This is a genomic window from Alphaproteobacteria bacterium (genome assembly GCA_024244705.1).
Lineage (GTDB): Bacteria > Pseudomonadota > Alphaproteobacteria > JAAEOK01 > JAAEOK01 > JAAEOK01.
In genome coordinates, this window is record JAAEOK010000112.1 from 95,907 (window position 1) to 116,585 (window position 20,679).

Annotated in this window: 16 protein-coding genes; 8 read left to right on the plus strand and 8 right to left on the minus strand. The window is 59.1% G+C overall.

What is annotated here, in order from left to right; all coding sequences use genetic code 11:
• Positions 1-6: 6 nt before the first annotated feature.
• Together GY791_20670 and GY791_20675 are read right to left on the minus strand one after the other, a co-directional pair.
• Positions 7-315 carry a hypothetical protein gene (locus tag GY791_20670; GenBank protein MCP4330810.1) on the minus strand — a complete coding sequence of 103 codons (309 nt, stop codon included), beginning with the start codon at positions 313-315 and terminating at the stop codon, positions 7-9.
• A gap of 15 nt (positions 316-330) precedes the next feature.
• Positions 331-1,251, minus strand: coding sequence for a hypothetical protein (locus GY791_20675; protein ID MCP4330811.1), 921 nt, complete (start codon positions 1,249-1,251; stop codon positions 331-333).
• Between the two features lie 276 nt (positions 1,252-1,527).
• Here GY791_20675 and GY791_20680 point away from each other — a divergent pair, with 276 nt between their 5' ends.
• The gene (locus tag GY791_20680; GenBank protein MCP4330812.1) at positions 1,528-2,385 is read left to right on the plus strand and encodes a hypothetical protein; all 858 of its coding nucleotides are present in this window, start codon (positions 1,528-1,530) and stop codon (positions 2,383-2,385) included.
• Positions 2,386-2,463: 78 nt separating this feature from the next.
• Here the strand turns inward: GY791_20680 and GY791_20685 are convergent, their stop codons facing one another.
• The 6 genes from GY791_20685 to GY791_20710 all read right to left on the minus strand — a co-directional run bounded on the left by GY791_20685 (position 2,464) and on the right by GY791_20710 (position 10,236).
• Positions 2,464-3,315 carry a polyphosphate kinase 2 family protein gene (locus GY791_20685; protein ID MCP4330813.1) on the minus strand — a complete coding sequence of 284 codons (852 nt, stop codon included), beginning with the start codon at positions 3,313-3,315 and terminating at the stop codon, positions 2,464-2,466.
• A gap of 4 nt (positions 3,316-3,319) precedes the next feature.
• A complete protein-coding gene (locus GY791_20690) occupies positions 3,320-5,842 on the minus strand; it encodes a plasma-membrane proton-efflux P-type ATPase (protein ID MCP4330814.1) in 2,523 nt (840 codons plus the stop codon).
• A gap of 210 nt (positions 5,843-6,052) precedes the next feature.
• Positions 6,053-6,517, minus strand: coding sequence for a hypothetical protein (locus GY791_20695; GenBank protein ID MCP4330815.1), 465 nt, complete (start codon positions 6,515-6,517; stop codon positions 6,053-6,055).
• Between the two features lie 234 nt (positions 6,518-6,751).
• Positions 6,752-8,326 carry an MFS transporter gene (locus GY791_20700; GenBank protein ID MCP4330816.1) on the minus strand — a complete coding sequence of 525 codons (1,575 nt, stop codon included), beginning with the start codon at positions 8,324-8,326 and terminating at the stop codon, positions 6,752-6,754.
• Between the two features lie 90 nt (positions 8,327-8,416).
• Positions 8,417-9,391: an alpha/beta fold hydrolase gene (locus tag GY791_20705; protein MCP4330817.1), complete on the minus strand. Its 975-nt coding sequence runs from the start codon at positions 9,389-9,391 to the stop codon at positions 8,417-8,419.
• Positions 9,388-10,236: an alpha/beta hydrolase gene (locus tag GY791_20710; GenBank protein ID MCP4330818.1), complete on the minus strand. Its 849-nt coding sequence runs from the start codon at positions 10,234-10,236 to the stop codon at positions 9,388-9,390. The genes GY791_20705 and GY791_20710 overlap by 4 nt, the downstream gene beginning before the upstream one ends.
• A gap of 235 nt (positions 10,237-10,471) precedes the next feature.
• Here GY791_20710 and GY791_20715 point away from each other — a divergent pair, with 235 nt between their 5' ends.
• From GY791_20715 to GY791_20745, 7 genes are all read left to right on the plus strand, one after another.
• Positions 10,472-11,998: a malonyl-CoA synthase gene (locus tag GY791_20715; protein ID MCP4330819.1), complete on the plus strand. Its 1,527-nt coding sequence runs from the start codon at positions 10,472-10,474 to the stop codon at positions 11,996-11,998.
• Positions 11,999-12,117: 119 nt separating this feature from the next.
• Entirely contained in the window at positions 12,118-14,505 is a 2,388-nt protein-coding gene (locus GY791_20720; GenBank protein ID MCP4330820.1) for a penicillin acylase family protein, read from the plus strand.
• Between the two features lie 12 nt (positions 14,506-14,517).
• Positions 14,518-15,744 (plus strand): threonine ammonia-lyase, encoded by a 1,227-nt coding sequence (locus GY791_20725; GenBank protein MCP4330821.1) that lies wholly within the window; start codon positions 14,518-14,520, stop codon positions 15,742-15,744.
• A gap of 5 nt (positions 15,745-15,749) precedes the next feature.
• Positions 15,750-17,162, plus strand: coding sequence for a pyridoxal-phosphate dependent enzyme (locus GY791_20730; protein MCP4330822.1), 1,413 nt, complete (start codon positions 15,750-15,752; stop codon positions 17,160-17,162).
• Positions 17,163-17,273: 111 nt separating this feature from the next.
• Positions 17,274-18,701, plus strand: coding sequence for a circularly permuted type 2 ATP-grasp protein (locus tag GY791_20735; protein MCP4330823.1), 1,428 nt, complete (start codon positions 17,274-17,276; stop codon positions 18,699-18,701).
• Complete coding sequence (locus GY791_20740; protein MCP4330824.1) at positions 18,698-19,693, plus strand: alpha-E domain-containing protein; 996 nt, start codon at positions 18,698-18,700, stop codon at positions 19,691-19,693. The genes GY791_20735 and GY791_20740 overlap by 4 nt, the downstream gene beginning before the upstream one ends.
• Complete coding sequence (locus GY791_20745) at positions 19,690-20,418, plus strand: arginyltransferase (GenBank protein MCP4330825.1); 729 nt, start codon at positions 19,690-19,692, stop codon at positions 20,416-20,418. The genes GY791_20740 and GY791_20745 overlap by 4 nt, the downstream gene beginning before the upstream one ends.
• Positions 20,419-20,679 lie beyond the last annotated feature (261 nt).

Here is a 20,679-nt window from a genome sequence, read left to right on the forward strand (position 1 = left end):
ACCAGATCAGATTCCGCCGGCCACCTTTTTCGCCACCTTCGCCAACATGTCGACGGCGGTTGCGACTTTGTTGATCGTCTCGGCGAAGTCCGCCAGATCCTGCCGCGCCTTCTTCAGTTCCTCTACAGACGTTTCCAGCTCCGCAATTGCCGCCTCATATTCAACCGTGTTCGCGCCGATCTGATGGGCCGCCAACTTTTCCGAAGCCTCCAACGCCTGGTCATAGACCACTTCGATCTGCTGACGGCGATCGGGGTCGGTTTCGGCTTGGTATTCCGCACGAAGTTGATTGATCAATTCTCTGCGTGACGCCATATCGCCCTCCGCTTCCTAAGATCCTGCGAAGACGGCCGCCGCCGCCGCCAAATCCTCTACCCGTTTGGCGAACGCCCTTATACTGGCGAAGGAAACGTCGCCGGTCTGTAGGGCGGTAACCATTTTGCCGTGGGCCGCGACCATATCCATCGCCGCATCGGCGATCGGCGGATACACCGTATTGGTTTCGCGGATCGTCGTGCCCGCCAGACGCAGCGCTTCCGAGCCGACGAAGCGATCACCTGGCTGGACCTTGCCCTCAAGGGCTTTGCCTGCGTTCTTCTCGAGCTGAAACGCGCGCGCATCCATATATTCGGGTACCGGGCCGTCCTTATTGAACTCGCCCGCGAATAAGTCCCCAAGCTTGGCGATCTGAGGATCGGTGGCCGGCACGATTTGTTTCAGCGCCTCCGCCGCCTGACGATCGATCCACAAACCACCAATGCCGACAATGATCTTACCGATGGAATCGAGTTGGTCGTCGCTGAGCACCTGGTTCTCGTCGAGCGAGCGCACCGACGCGGTGAACTTGCCACCCGCCTTCTGCAATGTCGCCGCCTCGTTGGCATCGACCAGGGCGAGAAGCAGCGCGCCGTATTCCTGGATCGTCTTCGCCGCCTTGACCCGAGCCGCAACGTCCCGTTCATTGAAGGGACCATCGAAGTCGATCTTGTCCTTATCGGGGGTAAGAGCGAGGTCGTACATATTGACTTGGGCAACTCGCGCGGGCAGCGCTTCGACGACTCCCGCCGTGACCGTCCCGAACGAATTGGAGGCAAGGCTGAATTGTCGAACGGCATCGCGCTGTTCGACGGATAGGCCACAGGCGCCCAACGCCAGCACCATGCCGGACAACGCCAACATCCGGCCGAGTTTGCAATCGGCCGACCGCTGGCGGGCGCGGCGCCCGTACCCTTGGGTGAACGATAATGCCATCAAGTTTCCTTTCTTGGGGAAACCCGACGACCCCCATGTTGACGCTTGTTATCCTCGATGTCGAAATTCCATCCGACAACCGAAGCCTAGACAGCGCCCGAGAAAGCGTCAACGTCAAAGCGGTCCCCGTCAGGCGGTTACCCCCGCTGTACACATTTGCTTCGATTCTTGGGGGCCCAATGGTCCAACATTAGACAATGTCAGAAATGGTTACATCCCTAGACCACTAGTGCCGATCGAAAGGCCGAACAGTTGTGGCATGGAAGGCAGTCGAGAATGACCGATACGCTCATCATTTCCGCCGCGGATTCTGGATATTTCGCATTGTTGAAGGGCCTTATTCTATCGATCCGGGAAAAGAACGAAGGGCGAACTACACCGATCAAGATTATGAACCTTGGACTAACTCCCGACCAGGTTGACTGGCTCGCGGGGCAAAACGCCGGTGTCGTGGAAACCGATTGGGCGATCGATTTCCCGGGACGCGATGAATGTCCCAACACTTTCAAAGCGCAGGTCAACCGTCCGTTCTTGCCCCAACTGTTCCCCGAGCATGAGTCTCTAATTTGGCTGGACGCCGATATCTGGGTTCAAACATGGGATGCGATCAAATGGTTTACGATGGCCGCCAAGCAAGACTTCTTGGCTGTCGTACCGGAGATCGATCGGTCGTACAGATACACTTTCCACAAGCCCAACGAATCTGGCTTCATACCAAGTCTTTATGCGGGCGTGTTTGGTGAAGAAGAACGTCAGACCGGCCTTCTTCCGACGCTCAATGTCGGCGCATTCTCGATGTCGGCCGCCAGCGACTTTTGGCCACTATGGCAGCAAACCCTTGATCGCGTCTTATCAAAATCGACCACTTTCCTCGCCGAACAAGCGGCATTCAATTTCGCCGTCTACAAATACCGCCCCACCCGCTATCAATTTCTCCCTACCATCTATAATTGGATGTGCAATCAATCGACGCCGCGATTTCGCAAAGAAATGTTTGTCGAGCCATCGCCGCCGTTTCAGCCGATATCGATGATGCACCTATCCTTCAAAGCCAAGCTTGACGAAACAATTGAAGTTCAATGCGATGACGGACCTCGAAAAATGTCGCTCCGATACAGGCAGGGTCAATACTGATGACATGCGTCGCCTGGCAGGCCAATAGAGCTCTGCCTGAGTTAAATAGTCATTCTTCACGGACGAGTACGGCGTCGGTCAGTCGCCCGAAGATGCCGCCTCTTCGGCGACCTCACGGTGATATTTGCGCCGAATATCGGCGAGATCGACCGTCGGCGACGGCAACTCCATCCCAATCCCTTCGAGTGTGTCGCAAATGATCCGGGCGACGGCGAGATTGCGAAACCATTTCCGATTCGCCGGGATCACGAACCAGGGTGCATGAGTGGTCGAGCATTTCGACAGCGCGTCCTCGAACGCGGCCCTGTAGTCGTCCCAGTAGTCCCGCTCGGTGTAGTCGGATTCGCTGATCTTCCAGTTTTTCGATTTGTCGTCGAGCCGGTTTTTGAATCGATCGAGCTGTTCTTCCTTGCTGATGTGAAGGAAGAACTTGAGGACATGGGTGCCATTGTTCGCCAGCAACCGCTCGAATTCGTTGATCGTCCGGTAGCGCTTCGACCAGGTCTCCTTTGGCACGAGGTCATGAACTCGCGCGACAAGGACATCTTCGTAGTGGGAGCGATTAAAAACCGCAATATGTCCCTTTTCCGGCACGTGGGGATGAATGCGCCAAAGAAAATCGTGTTCACGTTCTGCGGCGGATGGCTGCTTGAAACCGGTGACCGTGCATCCCTGCGGATTCATGCCGCTGATGACATGGTTGACCGTCCCGTCCTTGCCGCCGGCGTCGAGCGCCTGGAGAACGATGAGCACGGAACGCTTGTTCTCGGCGTAGAGCAGGAACTGCAGAGCCGCCAATCGTTGACGGTCCTTCTCTATCATGCGCTCGGCGGATTTGCGCGACACCCCCTTCTCACTGAAATCGGGGTCAATCCTGCCGAGGTTAACCTTTGTTCCCGGCGGAACGATAAAGGTCTTCGAGTAGTTCATGACTTCACCCCTGGTGGAGGCCGCTGTGACTATCGAGTGGTCGCTTGAGGGTAGTGAGAAATGCGGCCTGATGGGCGTGCCGCCGGTCCAGCATCCCGAGCAAGGCGAGTTTGACGGCGTCCTGAAACAGCATCCACACGATGTTGTAGGCCCACACCCAACCGATCAGCGCCCACGAAACCGGTGACATGAGCCAACCAAAAGCGCTGATGAAGACCGCAAAGACTTGCGTTGCAACGATGGCGGCAAACAGCTTCGGGCTCGGATGCGGCGGTTTCCAGAAGGCATGTGGCGTACGAGTCAGGAACAGCATCAGGTGACCGCCGGCGACAAGCTGGAGGAACATCATCGTCTGAAGTTGATCTCGAGGGAGCCCGTAAATGCTGTCGCCCACATAGAGCAGCCCAAAGCTTTGAACGACCGCGAGTAGGCCAAGGATGGTCGAAACCACCAGCGTACGATGCATATCCCAGCGAACCGGCTTGGGGTCGACTTCCGCGTTGTCGAACGCGATGGTCATGATCGGGATGTCGTCGAGCAGGGCGAGGGCGATGATCATGACCGCCGTGAGCGGAAAAAAATCGTAGTAGACCGTTGCCAGGACGACAAAGAACATGATGTCGATCGTCATCGCGATCCGATACAGCGTATAGCTCATCATCCGGCGAAAGATTCGACGCGCCTCCTCTAGGCCATCAATGATCACCGACAATCCAGGGGCGGTTAGGATCAGAGCAGCGGCAGCACGCGCCGCATCGGTCGCCCCGGAGACCGCAATGCCGACGTCAGCTTGCTTCAGGGCAGGCGCATCATTGACGCCGTCGCCGGTCATGCCTGTGATATGCCCGCTTTCCTGGAGCGCCTTGACGACCGCGAACTTGTGCTCCGGGAAGACCTCGGCGAAGCCATCGGCTGCGGCAACCTTCGCGGCAGCATCGGGCGGGATTTGAACCGAGCCGGCGGTGCTTGGGAACAAATCTGTTGCCGGCACGATGTTCTTGCCCATGCCGAGTTGATCCGCGATTTGGCGCGCGATTGCGACGTTGTCGCCCGTGACCATCTTGACCGCGACGCCGTAGTCATGAGCCCGGGAGATGGTTTCTTTGGAGTCGACGCGCGGCGGATCGTAGAGCGGCAGTAGGCCGAGAAACTTCCATGTCTTCTTGTCCTCGGACCGTGCGACGCCCAACGTTCGATACCCCTCGCCGGCGAGATCCTGGATATGCGATTCGATCTTGCCGCGATCGTCTTTGTCCAACTTCGCGAGATCCAGGATTACTTGTGGCGCACCCTTGGTGACGGTGAAGCTCCCGCCGGTCGAATTGGCGATCGAGGCTTGGGTGCGTTTGCTGACAGGGTCGAAAGGTACGAAATCCGTCTGAGTATACTGCTTGAGCGTTTCCGGATCGGCCAGCCCGCCAATGACGGCAAGATCGATCGGATCGGCATCCTCGCTCTTCGAGGCGAGGGCGCCGGCGAGAACCACATCCTGTGACCGAGCGTCGGCCCATGGCTGGGTGTCGCCGAGCGTCAGTTTGTTTTGAGTCAGCGTGCCGGTTTTGTCGGAGCAGAGGATGTCGATGCCGGCGAGTTCCTCGATCGACTCGAGGCGCGAGACGATGGCCCTTTTCTTCGCCAGCATCTGCGCACCCAAGGCCATTGTCACCGAAAGTACTGCGGGCATCGCGACCGGGACCGAAGCGACCAGGAGGATCAGAACGAACTCGGCAAGCTTGAACAACTGGTCTCGATCGAAGTTGCCTCGCATAAGAAGAAGTTGGTCGATGACCAGGATCACCGCGAGCGCCAGGGCGACGACAATAAGAAAATCGCCGATACGGAGCACGGCCTTTTGGAAGTGAGAAACGGTTCCGGCCTTCTGCACGAGCTTTGCGGTGCGACCGAAAAAAGTATCGCCGCCGGTCGCGGTAGCCACCGCAATCATCTCACCTTCCTTGACAATCGACCCCGAATAGGCGTCGTCCCCGACGGATTTCGATACCGGGAGGGATTCGCCGGTTAGCGCGGCCTGGTCGATGCTCAAATAGCCGCCTTGCAGAAGTAGACAGTCCGCGGGGACGACGTCGCCCAAACGCAGGCGGACGATATCGCCGGGAACCAGGTCGCGCGCCTCGATCTCACCCCAATCACCGTCGCGTAACGCGCGGGCCTTGAGTGCGAGAGAATTCTTCAATGCATCGAGCGCGTTAGTTGCCTGATGTTCCTCCCAAAATCCGAGGCCGGCATTGAACAGGAGCAACGCCAGAATAATGACGAAATCACCCCAGTCCTGAACGATCAAAGCCATCAGTGCGGCCGCTTCGATCATCCAGGGAATTGGTGCCCAGAAGAATGGCCGGAGAGTTTGGAGAAGGCTCTTCTTCACCTCTTGAAGTGCGTTGGGCCCGTATTTTGCAAGCCGCTCCGCGGCTTCCGAAGCGGTCAACCCAGTGCTCGGATCGGCGCTTAGTCGCGTCAGCGTGTCAGTAACAGATGGTTTCTCTTCGCCTTGTGCCTTGGTCGCCATGCTGGAGCATCCATATCGGGTGACGAAAGACTACACTAGAGCACTATGTGTTCATGTGGAAACATTCTGCCGGAGGCATTTTTCGCCATGACCAGAAAAGCGCCGCGGAGCATATCCGGCATACGGTCGAGGCGGTCGACGCCGTCATGGCGAAACAGGCCCCGGCCCGACCGGGTTGCGTTTGGGCGGGCCTCCGCGTCGTTGCCGCCCTCACCCGATGCTTCGGCATCGCGTTTCGGACGGCGCCTCGCGGGCCGCCGCCCTCAAATCGCAACAGAATTGATTCGACGTGAACACATAGCGCTCTAACCCCATCGCCCGGAAAACCGCATCGTCCAGAACGAAATCCTGACCATTCCAATTTGGCTGGGATTCCCATGTGGAACTCTCTCGACTTGTTGGCGGGAAGCCGGATCGAGTTCTTGAAGCCCTCGGCAGGCGGCGAACTTGAACGCGGTCGATCCATTGGCCGGAAAGACTGGTGACAGCGGCCAGGTTGGTATCCGTGGCCAGCAACTCGGTCTCGAACCGACCCATCTGGCTGGTTGATCCACGCCCACGCGAATCCGCCTTGCCGCCGACGATCCAGCGCATCGCCGAATCGCGCCCAAGCCGGTCAGCGTCATTCACGTCCTCGTATCCGGCCAGACGACCATAGACGAATTGGCGAAGCAGACCGACGACGCCGTGTCAGCCGTTCTTGCCCGTTCGCCCTTCGGCCAGGACCTTACTCACCAATGCGGTTCGGATCCTTACGATATCGCTCCGGATAGCCTACTCGGCCGAGTTTGACGGGATTGGCGCATCCTTCGCGCGAAGGAATTAGCGTCAACAGCGATTGCGTCGCGCCGATAGGCGCCAGACTCACCCTCCACTGCCGCCCGACATGGTGAGCAATAGGCCAATCGATCATTGCGATGCCTTTCCCATATTCGCGATCGGGCCGCGCATCAGCCAGACGCACAAGGCCGATCCAAGCAATGCTACCAGGGACGCCATGACCATGACGTCGTCGAAAGTGTCGTCGAGGACGCCGATCAGCGTGGCCTTGATTGTTTCGGCGTCCGCCGCCGTGAACTGGGCCAGGGCCTGTTTGACATCGGCGGCCGAGCCATGGGCGAGCTCATGGATCAGACCGAGTTGATCGGCCGGCCCCGAATGCACGGTCGCGACGACGGCGGCAACCGCCGCGTGCTCGACATGGGCCGTCACCAGCCCGCCGGCGACGATGCCCATCGTGCAGCCGAAGTAGAGACAGGTGTTGATCGTGCCCGACCCCTGGCCGGCGTCTCCGTCGGGCAATACGCGGAGACCAACACGCGGCAACAGAGGCATCGTCAGGCCGAATCCGGCGCCGACGAGCAGTAATACCCACCAAAAATCGCCGTAGGCCGATTGGTCGGTCGTGTAATGAAGAAGCCAGAGGCCGACCACCAAGAAGGCCATGCCGATGACGGTCGGCCATCGAAAACTATATGGGGCGAGGAGCCGGGGTGCCAAAATCGATAATGCAAACATCATCGCCGTCAGCGGCAACAACGACAAACCGGCATTGATCGGCGAAAGATGCATGGTGCCGGGCGCCTGAACGAACAAATTGTAAAAGTAGAGAAAGGCAGTCATCACGAAGCCGACGATGGACATGCCTGCGGTCGCGGCGACAAATCGGGGCTTCGTGAAGTAGCGGAAATTTATCAGCGGATCCGCTGCGTGCCGTTCTGCAATGGCGAACGCCGCCGCGGCAACGATCGCAACCGACAGCGTCGATAATGTGTCGAATGACCACCACCCGGCCACATGGGCGTTGGTGAGGCCATAGGCAAGGGTCGCGAGCGTCACGACCAAGAACACCACACCGAGATTATCCAGCTTGGCGTCGCGATGCGTTTCTTTTGGGATGATCGCCGCTTTTCCGACTCGCCAGGCGAGCCCGAGGGCAAACGACAACAAGATGATATCGAAGACAAAAATTGCCCGCCATCCGATATATGCCGTCAGCAGTCCACCGGTGATTGGCCCGATGCCGAACCCGAGTGCGACCATGCCACCCCACAGGCCGACAACTGTCGCGCGCTTCGCCTCGGGCGTCGTCACACTCAAGATCGCGACCGGCGTGGCAAATATCGAAGCCGCGCCGATTCCCTGCAATATTCGCCCGAACAGCATCAGCACCGTTTCAGTTGCCAGCACGGCAGCCGCCGAGCCGATCGCGAAAGTGGCCAGCCCGAGGGTGAAAATTCGGAGTTTGCCGAAAATATCCGCGCACCGTCCGACGACGGCGACAAGCGACGCGCAGGCAAGCATGTAGGCGCTAACGACCCATTGCAGGGCCTCGGCTCCCATAACCAGGTCGCGCTTGATCTCGGGGATGGCCGTTACCACGGCCGTGGTGTTGAAGGCGACGACAAGCGTCCCGAGGCAGGCCATGAACAGAACCAGCCTGCTCCCAGGCCGATCGGTTTTCGGCTCTAACTTTTCAGCCATTGGGTATAGTCCAAACAGGGTTTTCGTGGGCACTGTAACATTCCGCGCACACCAAAAAGAGAAGGCCATGAACGGTCATCGGGATTCCGTTCAAAGGCTTCCGAAAAATGCCTCTGCACATCGATCATGCCAGGGTACCGTATCGCCGGAACCGTGAAATCCAACGTGGCCGCCATGTCGCGACAACAACAAGCGCACGTTGGGTGTGCGCGACCAATCCCCTTCAAGATAGGCGTTCGGTGAGATCCAGGGGTCATCGAGAGCATGTACAATCAAAGTCGGAATCGCAATTCCGTCGATGAATTCCCGGGATGAACATTGCCGGTAATAGTGGTCCGCGCTGTCGAACCCGTTGCGCGGCGCAATGAAACGATCGTCAAACTGATAGACGGATTTGGCGCCCTCTATGGTCCTGCGCTCATCTTCGCTAAGTTCGGCGCCGGCGGCCGTCGCCTCCTCCTTCATCCGGTTCAAAATGTAATCGTGATAGAGCCGATTGCGCGGCCGGCGCATGGTGCGAGACGCCGCGCACAGATCGAGCGGAACCGAAATCGCCACGGCGCCGCGCAATCTCGCCGCCATCCCGGCCTCGCCCAGATGCTTCAAGAGCACGTTGCCGCCCAAGGAATAGCCGAGGGCGACAATTCCGGCCGGCTCGTCGATCTGCTCGAAGACGGCGGCGATGTCCTCGCTCTTGCCCGCGTGATATTGCCCCCGGCAGGTTGGGCGTGCCGGCGCCGACCCGCGGAGATTGAGCCGCACGACCGGGTAACCGTGCCGCAGCAAGTGATGGGCGGTGACTCGGACATGAATGCTGTCCTCGCAACCGGTCAGGCCGTGGATCAGAATAGCGATCGGTTTCCCCGGGGATTCTAGGCCGGGTCGATGGAGCGCGCCGATCAATCGGTCACCGTCCGCCATGGCGAATTGGATCCTTTCCAACGGCCAGGGCGAGAGATCGGCGTCGGTTTGCGTCAATATGTTTCGCAACGTTTGAAGGTCGCCGCCGAACCACGGCAGACGCGGCCGAAATGGCGGAAAGAACTGATCGTCATCGGTCCTCACTCCGTCGCCCGTAGCCAATCGCCGACCAGACCGATCTGCCGGTCATCCATCACCATCGGCGTGTGCCCGCATCCCGCAATCTCCTCTATTTGGGCCATTGGCCCCCGCACCGCCATTTCCGCCGCCGTTTCCGGCAACAGAAGGTCCGACGTCTCGCCGCGCAAGACCAGGACCGGACAGCGAATGGCGTCCCATACCGGCCACAGGTCGATGTCGTCGATCGGCCCGGTATTAAACGCCTCGGCGATGCCCGGGTCATAGTGCAACGTCAGCGATCCATCATCGCGGCGGCGCATGCCGTGGTCGGCAAGGTGGCGCCATTGGGCGTCCGTCAAAGGTCCAAACGGGGCCGCGACGTCACGCAAATAGGCTTCGACTTCACCAATGTCGGCGAAGGTTGGATCGGTACCAACGTAGAAGGAAATGCGCAGCAAAGCCGCCTTTGGAATGAAGGGTCCGACGTCGACAAGCACCAGCCGTCGTATCGGCGAGTTGGGCTGCATCGCCATGAACATGCCGATAAGGCCGCCCATCGACGTTCCGACCCAGTCGACCTGCTCTCGGTTCAGGCGCGCGATGAGCGCTGTCATATCGGTCAGATATTGCGGATAGCCATAGGCGGATTTATCACCCAGCCAATCGCTTTTGCCGCGCCCCACGACATCCGGACAAGCGGTCCGAAAGTCCTTCGAAAGCGCGCCCGCCAAGGCATCGAAATCACGCCCGTTGCGGGTCAAGCCGTGGACACAGATAAGTGTCTTCTCGGCCAGTTCCGAACCCCACTCGGTGTAAGCCACGCGATGGAAACCCGTTTTGTTTAGCGATTTATAACTGTGTGTTTTCATAATTTTATGAATATTATTTAATCCTATTTCTCATATATATATGCGCCCATGCTTGGACCGTTTGCCCGTCGATACGGCGTGCAGCCCGGCGCCATGATCGGTTGCGGTGACTCGGTCGTCCCGGCCGGGAATGCACAGGTAGACCGGCAACCGGCTTACATCAAGCGGCTTTCGCTTGAATTCGCCTCGACGCCGCGTATTGTCTCGCGGCATCTCTGAGGACCGAATGATCCCGATGTCCAATAATCTTTACAGCTTGTTTGAAAGCCGTTTCCCGGCCGATCGCACGGCGCCCTTTGTCGAGACGGTTGATGGCAAGATCTACACCTATCACGACCTCGAGGTCACGTCGGCACGGTATGCCAACTTGCTGCGGTCCTTGGGTGTCGCGAAGGGGGACCGGGTCGCGGTGCAGGTCGAAAAATCGGCGGAAAATGTCTTCCTTTACCTCGCCTGTCTGCGGGCCGGTGCCGCGTTGCTGCCACTCAACACGGCCTACCAAAAGACCGAGCTCGCCTACTTCCTCGGCGATGCCGCGCCGCGCGTCTTCGTCTGCCAGCCCGATCGTCTTTCGGAGGCCCAAGCGATAGCGGGCGAACACGAGGTGCCCCATGTGATAACGCTGGGTCGGCGCGGCGACGGCAGTCTGGCCCAAGACACCGCGACCTTGGCCGACACTTTTGAAACCGTTGCCACCGACGCCGACGACCTGGCCGCGATTCTGTATACGTCCGGGACCACGGGGCGCTCGAAGGGCGCCATGTTAAGTCATCGCAACCTGTCTTCGAACGGAATCACTTTGCATCGGCTTTGGGGATTCCGGGAGAGCGACGTACTGCTCCACGTGCTGCCCATATTCCATACCCATGGTCTGTTCGTCGGGCTCAATTGCGTCCTCCTCAACGGCAGCTCGATGCTGTTCCTCGAGAGATTCGATATCGACGAGGTCATCCGCCTGCTGCCGCGCGCGACGGTCTTTATGGGCGTACCGACATTCTATACGCGCCTCTTGGCTCGTGAAGACTTCGGCTTGCCGTCCTGCCGCTCGATGCGGCTGTTCATATCCGGTTCGGCACCGCTTCTCGAAGAGACCTTCAAGGATTTCGCCGCCCGTACCGGCCATGAAATCCTCGAACGCTACGGGATGACCGAAACCGGAATGAATACCTCGAACCCGCTCGACGGCCGTCGCGTCGCCGGGACAGTGGGGCCGCCCCTGCCCGGTGTCGACGTCAGGATAAGCGACGATAAAGGTGCCGAGATCGAGCCCGGCGGGATCGGCGTGCTTGAGGTGCGCGGTCCCAACGTATTCTCCGGCTATTGGCAGATGCCGGAAAAGACCAAACAGGAATTCCGTGACGACGGATACTTTATCACCGGTGACCTGTCGCGGGTTGACGCCGACGGCTATATCCATATCGTCGGACGTTCAAAGGACCTCATTATATCCGGCGGCTTCAACGTCTATCCGAAGGAGGTCGAGGGCTTCATCGATGCCATCGACGGCGTAGACGAATCGGCGGTCATTGGTTTGGCCCACCCCGATTTTGGCGAGGCCGTGGCGGCGGTAGTCACGCTCAGGGACGGCGCCGACGGCCTTGGTGAGGCGGACATTATCGCCCAGCTGAAAGACGAGGTCGCGCGGTTCAAGGTGCCGAAAAGAATTTTTCTCGTCGATGAGCTGCCTCGCAACACAATGGGCAAGGTGCAGAAAAACGTCCTACGGCAGCGCTATGAGAGTACGTTTGCCAATGGCGGTTGATACGCCTCCATTGTCGATAACCACACCACCGTCGGTCGCCAAGATGCTGGTTGGCGACGGGTCCGCGCGGCGAGAACGTGCCGGCCTGGGCGTCGGCCGCTAAAGGGCGGAAATCCGCTGTGCGAAAATGGCTGTATCGAATTCTCGGATTCCTAATATTTGGTTTAGCCGCGATTTCCGTCCTGGTGGTCGGCGGCTATTGGTGGTTGACCACCTCGGTATCCGACTACAACGATTCGGTCGAACTTGACGGCCTGACCGCGACCGTCGAGGTCATCCGCGACCAGCGCACGATACCGCATATCTTCGCCTCCAGCTCCGAAGACGCGTTCTTCGCCCTTGGTTACATCCACGCCCAGGATCGCCTGTGGCAAATGGAGATGATCCGCCGGCTCGGACAAGGCCGAGTCGCCGAGATCGCCGGCGAAGCAGGCGTGGGTATCGACAAGCTGATCCGCACGCTCGATTTCTACCGGCTCGCCGAGCAAACAGTCGACCTGCTGGCCCCCGACAGTCGGGCGGTGCTGATGTCCTACAGCGCCGGAGTCAATGCCTACCTGGAGGCGCGCGGGGGTTCGCTGCCCCCGGATTTTTTGGTCGCCGGGGTCGATCCCGAACCATGGCGGCCGGCGGACTCGATTGTATGGGGCAAATTGATGACCCTGCAATTGAGCGGCAATTGGTTCAAGGAACGGCTCCGCCTCCTGCTGAGCGGGCACTTGGATGCGGCGCAGCTCCGCGACCTGTGGCCAGACAACTCAAAGAACAGTCCAACGACGCTTACTTCGCTGAGCGATCTACACCGTGAGGTCGCCGCTCTTGCCGGCACCGCACCTCTTCCGGCGTTGGCCGGCGCACCCGGGTTCTCGAACGAGTGGGTCGTCGACGGCGACCGAACGGCGACCGGATTTCCGCTTCTCGCCAACGATCCCCATCTCGGTTACCAGGCCCCCAACCTGTGGTACCTGGCGCGCCTGGAAGCGCCGGGATTGAGTGTTGTCGGGGCGACCGTCCCCGGTGTTCCGATCGTGCTTTTGGGACACAACAATCACATCGCATGGGGATTGACCACGACCGAAAGCGATGTCTCTGACCTCTTCATTGAACGGGTGGTCCCTGAAGCACCGGACATGTATGAGACGCCGCGCGGGCCGATGAGGTTCGAGACCCGCGAGGAGATTATCGAGGTCCGAGGTGGCGATCCGATCACCTGGACAGTTCGCAGCAGCCGTCACGGGCCGGTGGTCTCCGATCTTTGGGTCGACGATGGCCAGCTACCCATCGGCGACAATGTTTTGGCATTGAAGGCCGCGTTTCTCCAGCCCGGCGATCTGACCGCTCAGGCCATGCTAAGGCTCAATCGAGCAATCGGATGGAAACCGGCGCTGGAGGCCCTACGCGATTACGCGGTACCGCAGCAAAACTTCGTCTATGCCGATATCGCAGGAAACATTGGTATTATCACGCCGGGGCTGGTGCCGATTCGGCGCCGCGGCGACGGTTGGCTGCCGGTACCCGGCTGGACCGACGATTACGCATGGGACGGATACATCCCCTACGATCAGTTGCCGCAAAGCTTCAATCCCTCGTCGGGCCGAATCGTCAACGCCAACAACGCCATCGTGCCGCCGTCTTACCCCTATTTTCTCGGACGCGACTGGGAGAACAAGTACCGCGCCGAAAGGATCGATGAGTTGCTTGACGGTGCCGGGCCCTATGACACCAACCTTTTCATCGACATGCAGGCCGACAACCTGTCCGGTGCCGCGCGCCAACTTCTGCCTTTGATGCTGGCGCCCAAGGCCCTAGGCGACAGGGCTGATGGGGCTAGGGCCCTGCTTTCCAATTGGGACTACAGCATGTTTCGCGACCAAGCCGAGCCGTTGATATTCACGGCCTGGCTTCGCGAACTCAACCGTGCGCTTTACGCCGACGAACTTGGCGATCTCTTCGAAAGTTACTGGGGACTGCGCGCGGAGGTCGTATTCCATATCTTGAGTGACGCGGGTCAATGGTGCGACGACATAACGACTGCCGGAACAGAAGACTGCGATTCGCGCATCGCCTTGGCGCTCGATCGCGCCATCGCCAGGCTTGCGGCCGAATACGGCGATGACCCACTCGAGTGGTTCTGGGCAATTCCGCACCGAGCCGAATTCAAGAACCGCGTCCTCGACGTGATCCCGCTGATCCGAGACCTCGCCAATTTGGCCATCGCGGTCGATGGCGGCACCTACACGATCAACCGAAATTCGTCGAGCATCGGCAACGATAAGGCGCCTTTCGCCGCCGTCCACGGCGCCGGATATCGAGCGATTTACGATCTCTCCGATCTCTCCCAATCGCTCTTTATTCAGGCGACCGGGCAGTCCGGCAATCCGCTTTCGCCGTTCTACGACAGTTTCCTCGTATCGTGGCGCGACTTTCGCTATCTCAAGATTGCGGGGGACCGGGATTCGCTAGCTGCGGATGCGCTCGGCGTGCTAACGCTCACGTCGAAACCATAGGCTTCGCAAGCCATGTCAGTGTCATTCGAGGACATAAGGAAGGCCGCCGAGCTGCTGCAAGGTCAAATCGTCGCGACACCGACCGTCGCGTCGCGGACGCTATCGGATATCACCGGAGCGGAGTTGTCGCTCAAATTCGAGAACCTCCAATACACCGGGTCATTCAAGGACCGCGGGGCGCTGGTCAAGCTTTCGTCGCTGTCGGCGGCCGAACGGGAGCGCGGAATTATTGCCGTATCAGCGGGCAATCATGCCCAAGGCGTCGCCTATCATGCCGGACGCCTCGGTATTCCGGCGACAATTGTCATGCCGCGTGCGACGCCGTTCAATAAGGTTCGCTCGGTACACCGGTTCGGCGCTTGTACGGCACTCCATGGCGATGGATTGAGTGAGGCGGCGGAAGAGGCCCACCGCCGGGAAAAGGCTGACAAACTTGCGTTCATCCATCCATTCGACGACGAGCAAATCATTGCCGGACAGGGCACCGTCGCCCTGGAGATGCTTGCGACGGCGCCGGACCTCGATGTAGTCGTCGTCCCGGTCGGCGGCGGCGGGCTGATCTCCGGATGTGCGATCGCGGCCAAGGCGATCAAACCGACGATCGAAGTCATCGGCGTCGAATCGGAGCTCTATCCATGCATGTTCCAAGCCGTACACGGGTTGGAACTCAAAGCCTCGGGGCATTCGATCGCCGAAGGAATCGCCGTTAAGAGCCCAGGCAAACTTACCCGAGCAATTGTCGAATCGCTGGTCGACGATCTTCTGCTGGTCGGTGAAAGCGCCCTCGAGGATGCCGTCCAACTACTGATCGAAATAGAGAAGACCGTGGCCGAAGGCGCCGGCGGTGCCGCGCTCGCCGCGATTCGCGCAAACCCCGAGCGGTTCGCGGGACGCAAGGTCGGCTTGATCATTTCAGGCGGAAACATCGATGCCCGTCTGTTGTCGAACATCCTGGTTCGCGGCCTCGTGCGCGACGGTCGGTTGGTCAAGATAAGAGTGGAAATCTCCGACCAGCCCGGTGCTCTGGCCCAGGTGTCCGAGATTTTAGGAAAATTGGGTGGCAATATCGTTGAGGTTTATCATCAACGAATGTTTTACGATGTGCCCGTGAAACTCGCCGAACTCGATGTCGTTGTCGAGACTCGGGATATCGAGCATGCCCAGGCGATCGTTTCCGCGTTGGAAGAAGAAGGCTATCCGACGCGCATGATGAAGGCCACCGAAGCGGAAGGGACCTAGGCGGAATGACGGCGACGACCTCGGATCAGAAGCACCGCATACCCGATGTGAAGACCTTCGATGGCGTGCTCGACATGATCGGCAACACCCCGGTGGTCGAATTGAATCGTCTCGATACCGGTCCTTGCCGCCTTTTCGCCAAGCTCGAAAGCCAGAATCCCGGAGGATCGATCAAGGATCGTATCGGCCTCTATATGATCGAGGCCGCCGAACGCGAGGGACGGATCGGACCAGGCGGCACTTTGATCGAAGCGACTGCGGGCAATACGGGGCTGGGCTTGGCACTGGTCGCGGCACAAAAGGGCTATCGACTGCTCATCGTCGTCCCGGACAAGATGAGCCAGGAAAAGATATTTAATCTTAAGGCGATGGGCGCCGAAGTTGTCCTGACCCGCTCCGACGTCGGCAAGGGTCATCCGGAATATTATCAAGATCGGGCGGAGCAACTTGCCAAGGACACGCCGGGCGGCGTCTTCATCAATCAATTCGGCAACCCAGCCAATCCCCAGGCGCACTACGAAACGACCGGGCCGGAAATCTGGGTGCAAATGGACCATGACGTCGACGCGATTGTATGCGGCGTCGGTTCGGGCGGCACGATCACCGGACTGAGCCGGTTTTTTGCGGATGTTTCACCCAACACCGAAATGATTCTGGCCGACCCGGAGGGATCGATCCTGGCGTCCTACGTCACCACCGGCGAGATACCCAACGATGTCGGATCGTGGCTTGTCGAAGGAATCGGCGAGGACTTCGTGCCCCCGGTCAGCGACTTTTCCCGGGTCAGTCGTACTTATACGATCGGCGATAAGGAAGCCTTCTTGACCGCGCGCGAGTTGCTGCGCGCCGAAGGCATCCTGGCCGGCTCGTCCACCGGCACGCTATTGGCGGCCGCGCTCCGATATTGCCGCGAGCAATCCTCGCCCAAGCGAGTGCTGACGTTCGTTTGCGACAGCGGAAACAAGTATCTGTCGAAGATGTACAACGACTTCTGGATGATAGATCAGGGATTTATCGACCTCGAGCAGCACGGTGACCTTCGTGATCTGATCGCCCGCAAATACGAGGAACACGCGGTCGTCACCGTCGGCCCCGACGAATCTCTACTCGGCGCGCTGGGGCGGATGAAGCTCTATGACGTATCCCAACTACCTGTGGTCGACGACGAGGATGTCGTCGGCATCATCGACGAGGAAGACATCCTGCTGGCGGTTTATGGTCATGACGACCAATTTCAAGCTCCGGTGCGCGAGGCCATGACCCGCAATCTTTCATTCGTCGGACCGACGACGGCCGCCGAAGAGCTGTTGTCGATATTTCGTCAAGGCATGGTTGCTATCGTGAAGGATGGTGAAAGATTTCTCGGTCTCATCACGCGCATGGATTTGCTCAATCACCTGCGCCGCCGAATGGGATGAAGATCGGAGCGATGCCGGACACGGCGAAACACACGGCTCGGATTTTCGGTACGACAGAGACGATGGCCAGCATGCGGAGATCGAGGCGTGGAGGACGGTAAGCATGCCGGCCTGCTGGCCGGGTACGATGCGGCGGGCTTTTACTGCGAGCTATGCGGGACCGGCGATTCGCCGCCCGTGCACACCGCGGCCATTCGAGCCTGTCTCGATGCAATGGATTTTGGCGAGCTGCAACGTCGGGCGGAGGACGTTGCCCGAGAGCTCTATAACTTCGGCATCACCTTCACGGTCTACACGGACCGCGAGGCGATCGACCGGATCCTGCCATTTGACGTGATTCCGCGCGTGCTCGCCAACGATGAGTTCGCCCGCATCGAAGCTGGCGTTATTCAACGTGTTGCGACGCTAAACGCCTTTCTCCACGATATCTATCACGATGCGAAAGTCGTCAACGACGGCGTCGTGCCGAAGGAATTGATTTACGGCAATCCCAATTATCGCGCGGCGATGGTGGGGATCGATGTCCCCTGCAACACCTATGTCCACATTTGCGGCACTGACCTCGTGCGCGGCGCCGACGGCGAGTTTCTCGTCCTTGAGGACAACGCGCGGACGCCGTCTGGCGTGTCATACGTCGTCGAAAACCGCCACATGATGCAGCGCGCTTTCCCCGATTTGATGGGCGACATGGAGGTCCGTCCGGTTGAGGATTACGGCCAAAGGCTGCATGACGCCATGGTCGAGGTAGGCCCGGCAGGAATCGGTTCGCCGATGGTCGTTCTGCTATCGCCGGGAACATTCAACTCCGCTTATTCGGAGCACATTTTCCTCGCCCGGGAAATGGGCGTCCCCCTGGTCGAAGGCCAGGATCTGATCGTCGCGAATGATCGAGTGTTCATGAAAACGACCGCCGGACCGACCGCGGTCGACGTCATATATCGACGGATCGACGATGATTTCCTCGACCCACGTGCTTTCCGCCCGGACAGCATGCTCGGCGTCCCCGGGTTATTCGATTGCTATCGCAAAGGCAACGTCACGATCGCCAACGCGGTTGGGACCGGAGTGGCCGACAACAAAGCGGTGTATGCCTATATGCCGCGCCTGACCAAATACTACCTGGACCAGGAACCGATCTTACCCAACGTTCAGACCAATATCTGCGCCGAGCCCGACGCGCTCGCATTCACTCTTGATCACCTCGATGAGTTGGTCATCAAGCCGGTCAACGAATCGGGTGGATACGGCATGCTCGTCGGGCCCCATGCGACGCGGGCGGAGATCGAGGAATTTCGCGCCAAACTTCTTGGCGATCCAGGCAACTATATCAGCCAACCGGTGGTCAGCCTGTCGGTGTCGCCGACCTTGGCCGAGACGGCCATCGAACCGCGGCACGTCGACCTACGTCCGTTCGCCATCACCGGCCGCGATACGTGGGTATTGCCTGGCGGCTTGACCCGCGTCGCACTGCGCAAAGGCTCGCTGGTCGTCAATTCCTCCCAAGGTGGCGGATCCAAGGATACCTGGGTGCTGTCATGAAACCCGGCGAACCGGGTACCGAGCTACTGGCGCGTTATGCGGAATCAATTTTCTGGCTGGCCCGATATGTCGAGCGGGCGGAAAACCTGGCTCGTATCCTCGATGTCCAGGAGAGCTTCTCGCGCGACACGCCGGGGGCCAAGAATTGGTTTTCCATTGTTCAGCTTTACGCCGACGAAGGGCGGTACTTCGAGCATCATAGCGAGGCCAGCGCGGCCGGCGTCATCGACTTCTATGTCATGAACTTGGAAAACCCGTCATCGATCATCTCGACCATTCGAATGGCGCGGGAAAACGCGCGTACCTTGCGTCCGCTGATCAGCACGGAAATGTGGACGCACCTCAATGTCTTCTACAATCAGCTTCGAGGAACCGCGTCATCGCGCATGGCGTTATCGGAGTTGTCACGCCTGTGCGCCGTCATCAAGGAAAATTGCCAGACCCATACCGGCATCACCGAAGGCACGTTCTTCCGCGACCAAGGATGGCTGTTTTATGAATTGGGCCGTGCGATCGAGAGGGCCGACCAGACGACCCGCGTCGTCGACATAAAATACCACCTCTTGCTCCCCCAACGGGATGAAGTCGGCCGTATCCTAGATATAAATCAGTGGCATACCTTGCTCCGGTCGCTTGCCGGATACCACGCCTATCGACGCCATTATCCGAGTGGCATGAGTGCCAAGAGTGTCGTCGAGTTCCTGCTTCTGAATCCGGAATTTCCACGTTCTCTCGCCTTGTGCGCCGACCGCATAATTCAAACGCTGGCGAGTTTGCGGTCGCGTTTCGACCTGCACGGCGGCGCTCGGGCAATCGAAAGCGCCGAATCATTTATCGATAAACTCCAGAATGCCCGCGAAACAAATATTCTCGCCATGGGGTTGAATGAGTTCCTGGATGGGGTTCAAATCGACTTGGTCCATATCTCGGCGAATATTGCCGCCGGGTTCTTTGGACACGACGCTGAGCAAGGTTCGGGGAGCCGGCCATGAGCGCGCCAACAAGACCGCCGAAACTGGTAGCACCGCTTCGTTTTTACAGGTCGGCGCCGCGTCCCTGCGCCTACCTCCCCGGGCTCATGGAGCAGTTGATATTCGCCGAGCTTGACGACGCCAGCGCTATGGAGTCTTACGACACTCTGACCCATGCGGGTTTTCGACGCAGCCACAACATAATTTATCGGCCCGCCTGCGCCAATTGCGCGGCCTGCATCCCGGTCCGGATCGTCGCCCATGATTTCGAGCCTGATAAATCGCTGTTGAGAATTCGCCGCCGCAACCGGGACACCATTGTCGTGCTGGCGGAAGCTCGCGCCACGATCGAGCAGTTTCATGTCTTTCAGCGATATCAGCGCATTCGCCATCCCGGCGGCGATATGGCCGAAATGACCTTCGCCCAATATCGGGCGATGATCGAAGAAACCGCCGTTAGCACATTCGTTTCGGAATTCCGGAAATCGTCCGGCGAATTGATTGGCGCGATGCTGGCAGACCAACTTGGGGACGGCGTTTCTGCGGTTTACAGTTTCTTCGATCCCGCCCACGAATCGGCGAGCCCAGGAACCTTCATGATTCTATGGCTAATCGATGAAGCGAGGCGGCGCAACCTACCTTACGTCTATCTTGGTTACTGGATCGAAGAGAGCCCCAAAATGTCCTACAAGACGCGATTTCGACCGATCGAAGCCCTTGGCGGAAAGGGTTGGGCCCGCATATAGAGCGGAAAGTATTCGCGCCCGCGCGATGATCCGGCAGGCAAGGCGAGCCGGCCGCCAATTGCGGAGCGGACTTCGATCGCAGCCAGATGTCCAAGCCTTCGCAGCCATTCCCATCAGGCCGCCTACGGCATGCCGCGCCAGGCCGGTTCACGCTGAGATTTACCGCCGTGCAGGGGTGAGACCCGCTTGAGGGGACCAACCTCTTCTGCTATGTCTTTTGCCAGCGTGCGACTGAAGCACTCACAAATTCAAACCGAAAAC

What these genes read in the sequence shown, in the direction of transcription:
- GY791_20670 (MCP4330810.1), bottom strand. Translation starts at nt 315, where the DNA reads ATGGCGTCACGCAGAGAATTGATCAATCAACTTCGTGCGGAATACCAA.
- GY791_20675 (MCP4330811.1), bottom strand. Translation starts at nt 1,251, where the DNA reads ATGGCATTATCGTTCACCCAAGGGTACGGGCGCCGCGCCCGCCAGCGG.
- GY791_20680 (MCP4330812.1), top strand. Translation starts at nt 1,528, where the DNA reads ATGACCGATACGCTCATCATTTCCGCCGCGGATTCTGGATATTTCGCA.
- GY791_20685 (MCP4330813.1), bottom strand. Translation starts at nt 3,315, where the DNA reads ATGAACTACTCGAAGACCTTTATCGTTCCGCCGGGAACAAAGGTTAAC.
- GY791_20690 (MCP4330814.1), bottom strand. Translation starts at nt 5,842, where the DNA reads ATGGCGACCAAGGCACAAGGCGAAGAGAAACCATCTGTTACTGACACG.
- GY791_20700 (MCP4330816.1), bottom strand. Translation starts at nt 8,326, where the DNA reads ATGGCTGAAAAGTTAGAGCCGAAAACCGATCGGCCTGGGAGCAGGCTG.
- GY791_20710 (MCP4330818.1), bottom strand. Translation starts at nt 10,236, where the DNA reads ATGAAAACACACAGTTATAAATCGCTAAACAAAACGGGTTTCCATCGC.
- GY791_20715 (MCP4330819.1), top strand. Translation starts at nt 10,472, where the DNA reads ATGTCCAATAATCTTTACAGCTTGTTTGAAAGCCGTTTCCCGGCCGAT.
- GY791_20725 (MCP4330821.1), top strand. Translation starts at nt 14,518, where the DNA reads ATGTCAGTGTCATTCGAGGACATAAGGAAGGCCGCCGAGCTGCTGCAA.
- GY791_20730 (MCP4330822.1), top strand. Translation starts at nt 15,750, where the DNA reads ATGACGGCGACGACCTCGGATCAGAAGCACCGCATACCCGATGTGAAG.
- GY791_20740 (MCP4330824.1), top strand. Translation starts at nt 18,698, where the DNA reads ATGAAACCCGGCGAACCGGGTACCGAGCTACTGGCGCGTTATGCGGAA.
- GY791_20745 (MCP4330825.1), top strand. Translation starts at nt 19,690, where the DNA reads ATGAGCGCGCCAACAAGACCGCCGAAACTGGTAGCACCGCTTCGTTTT.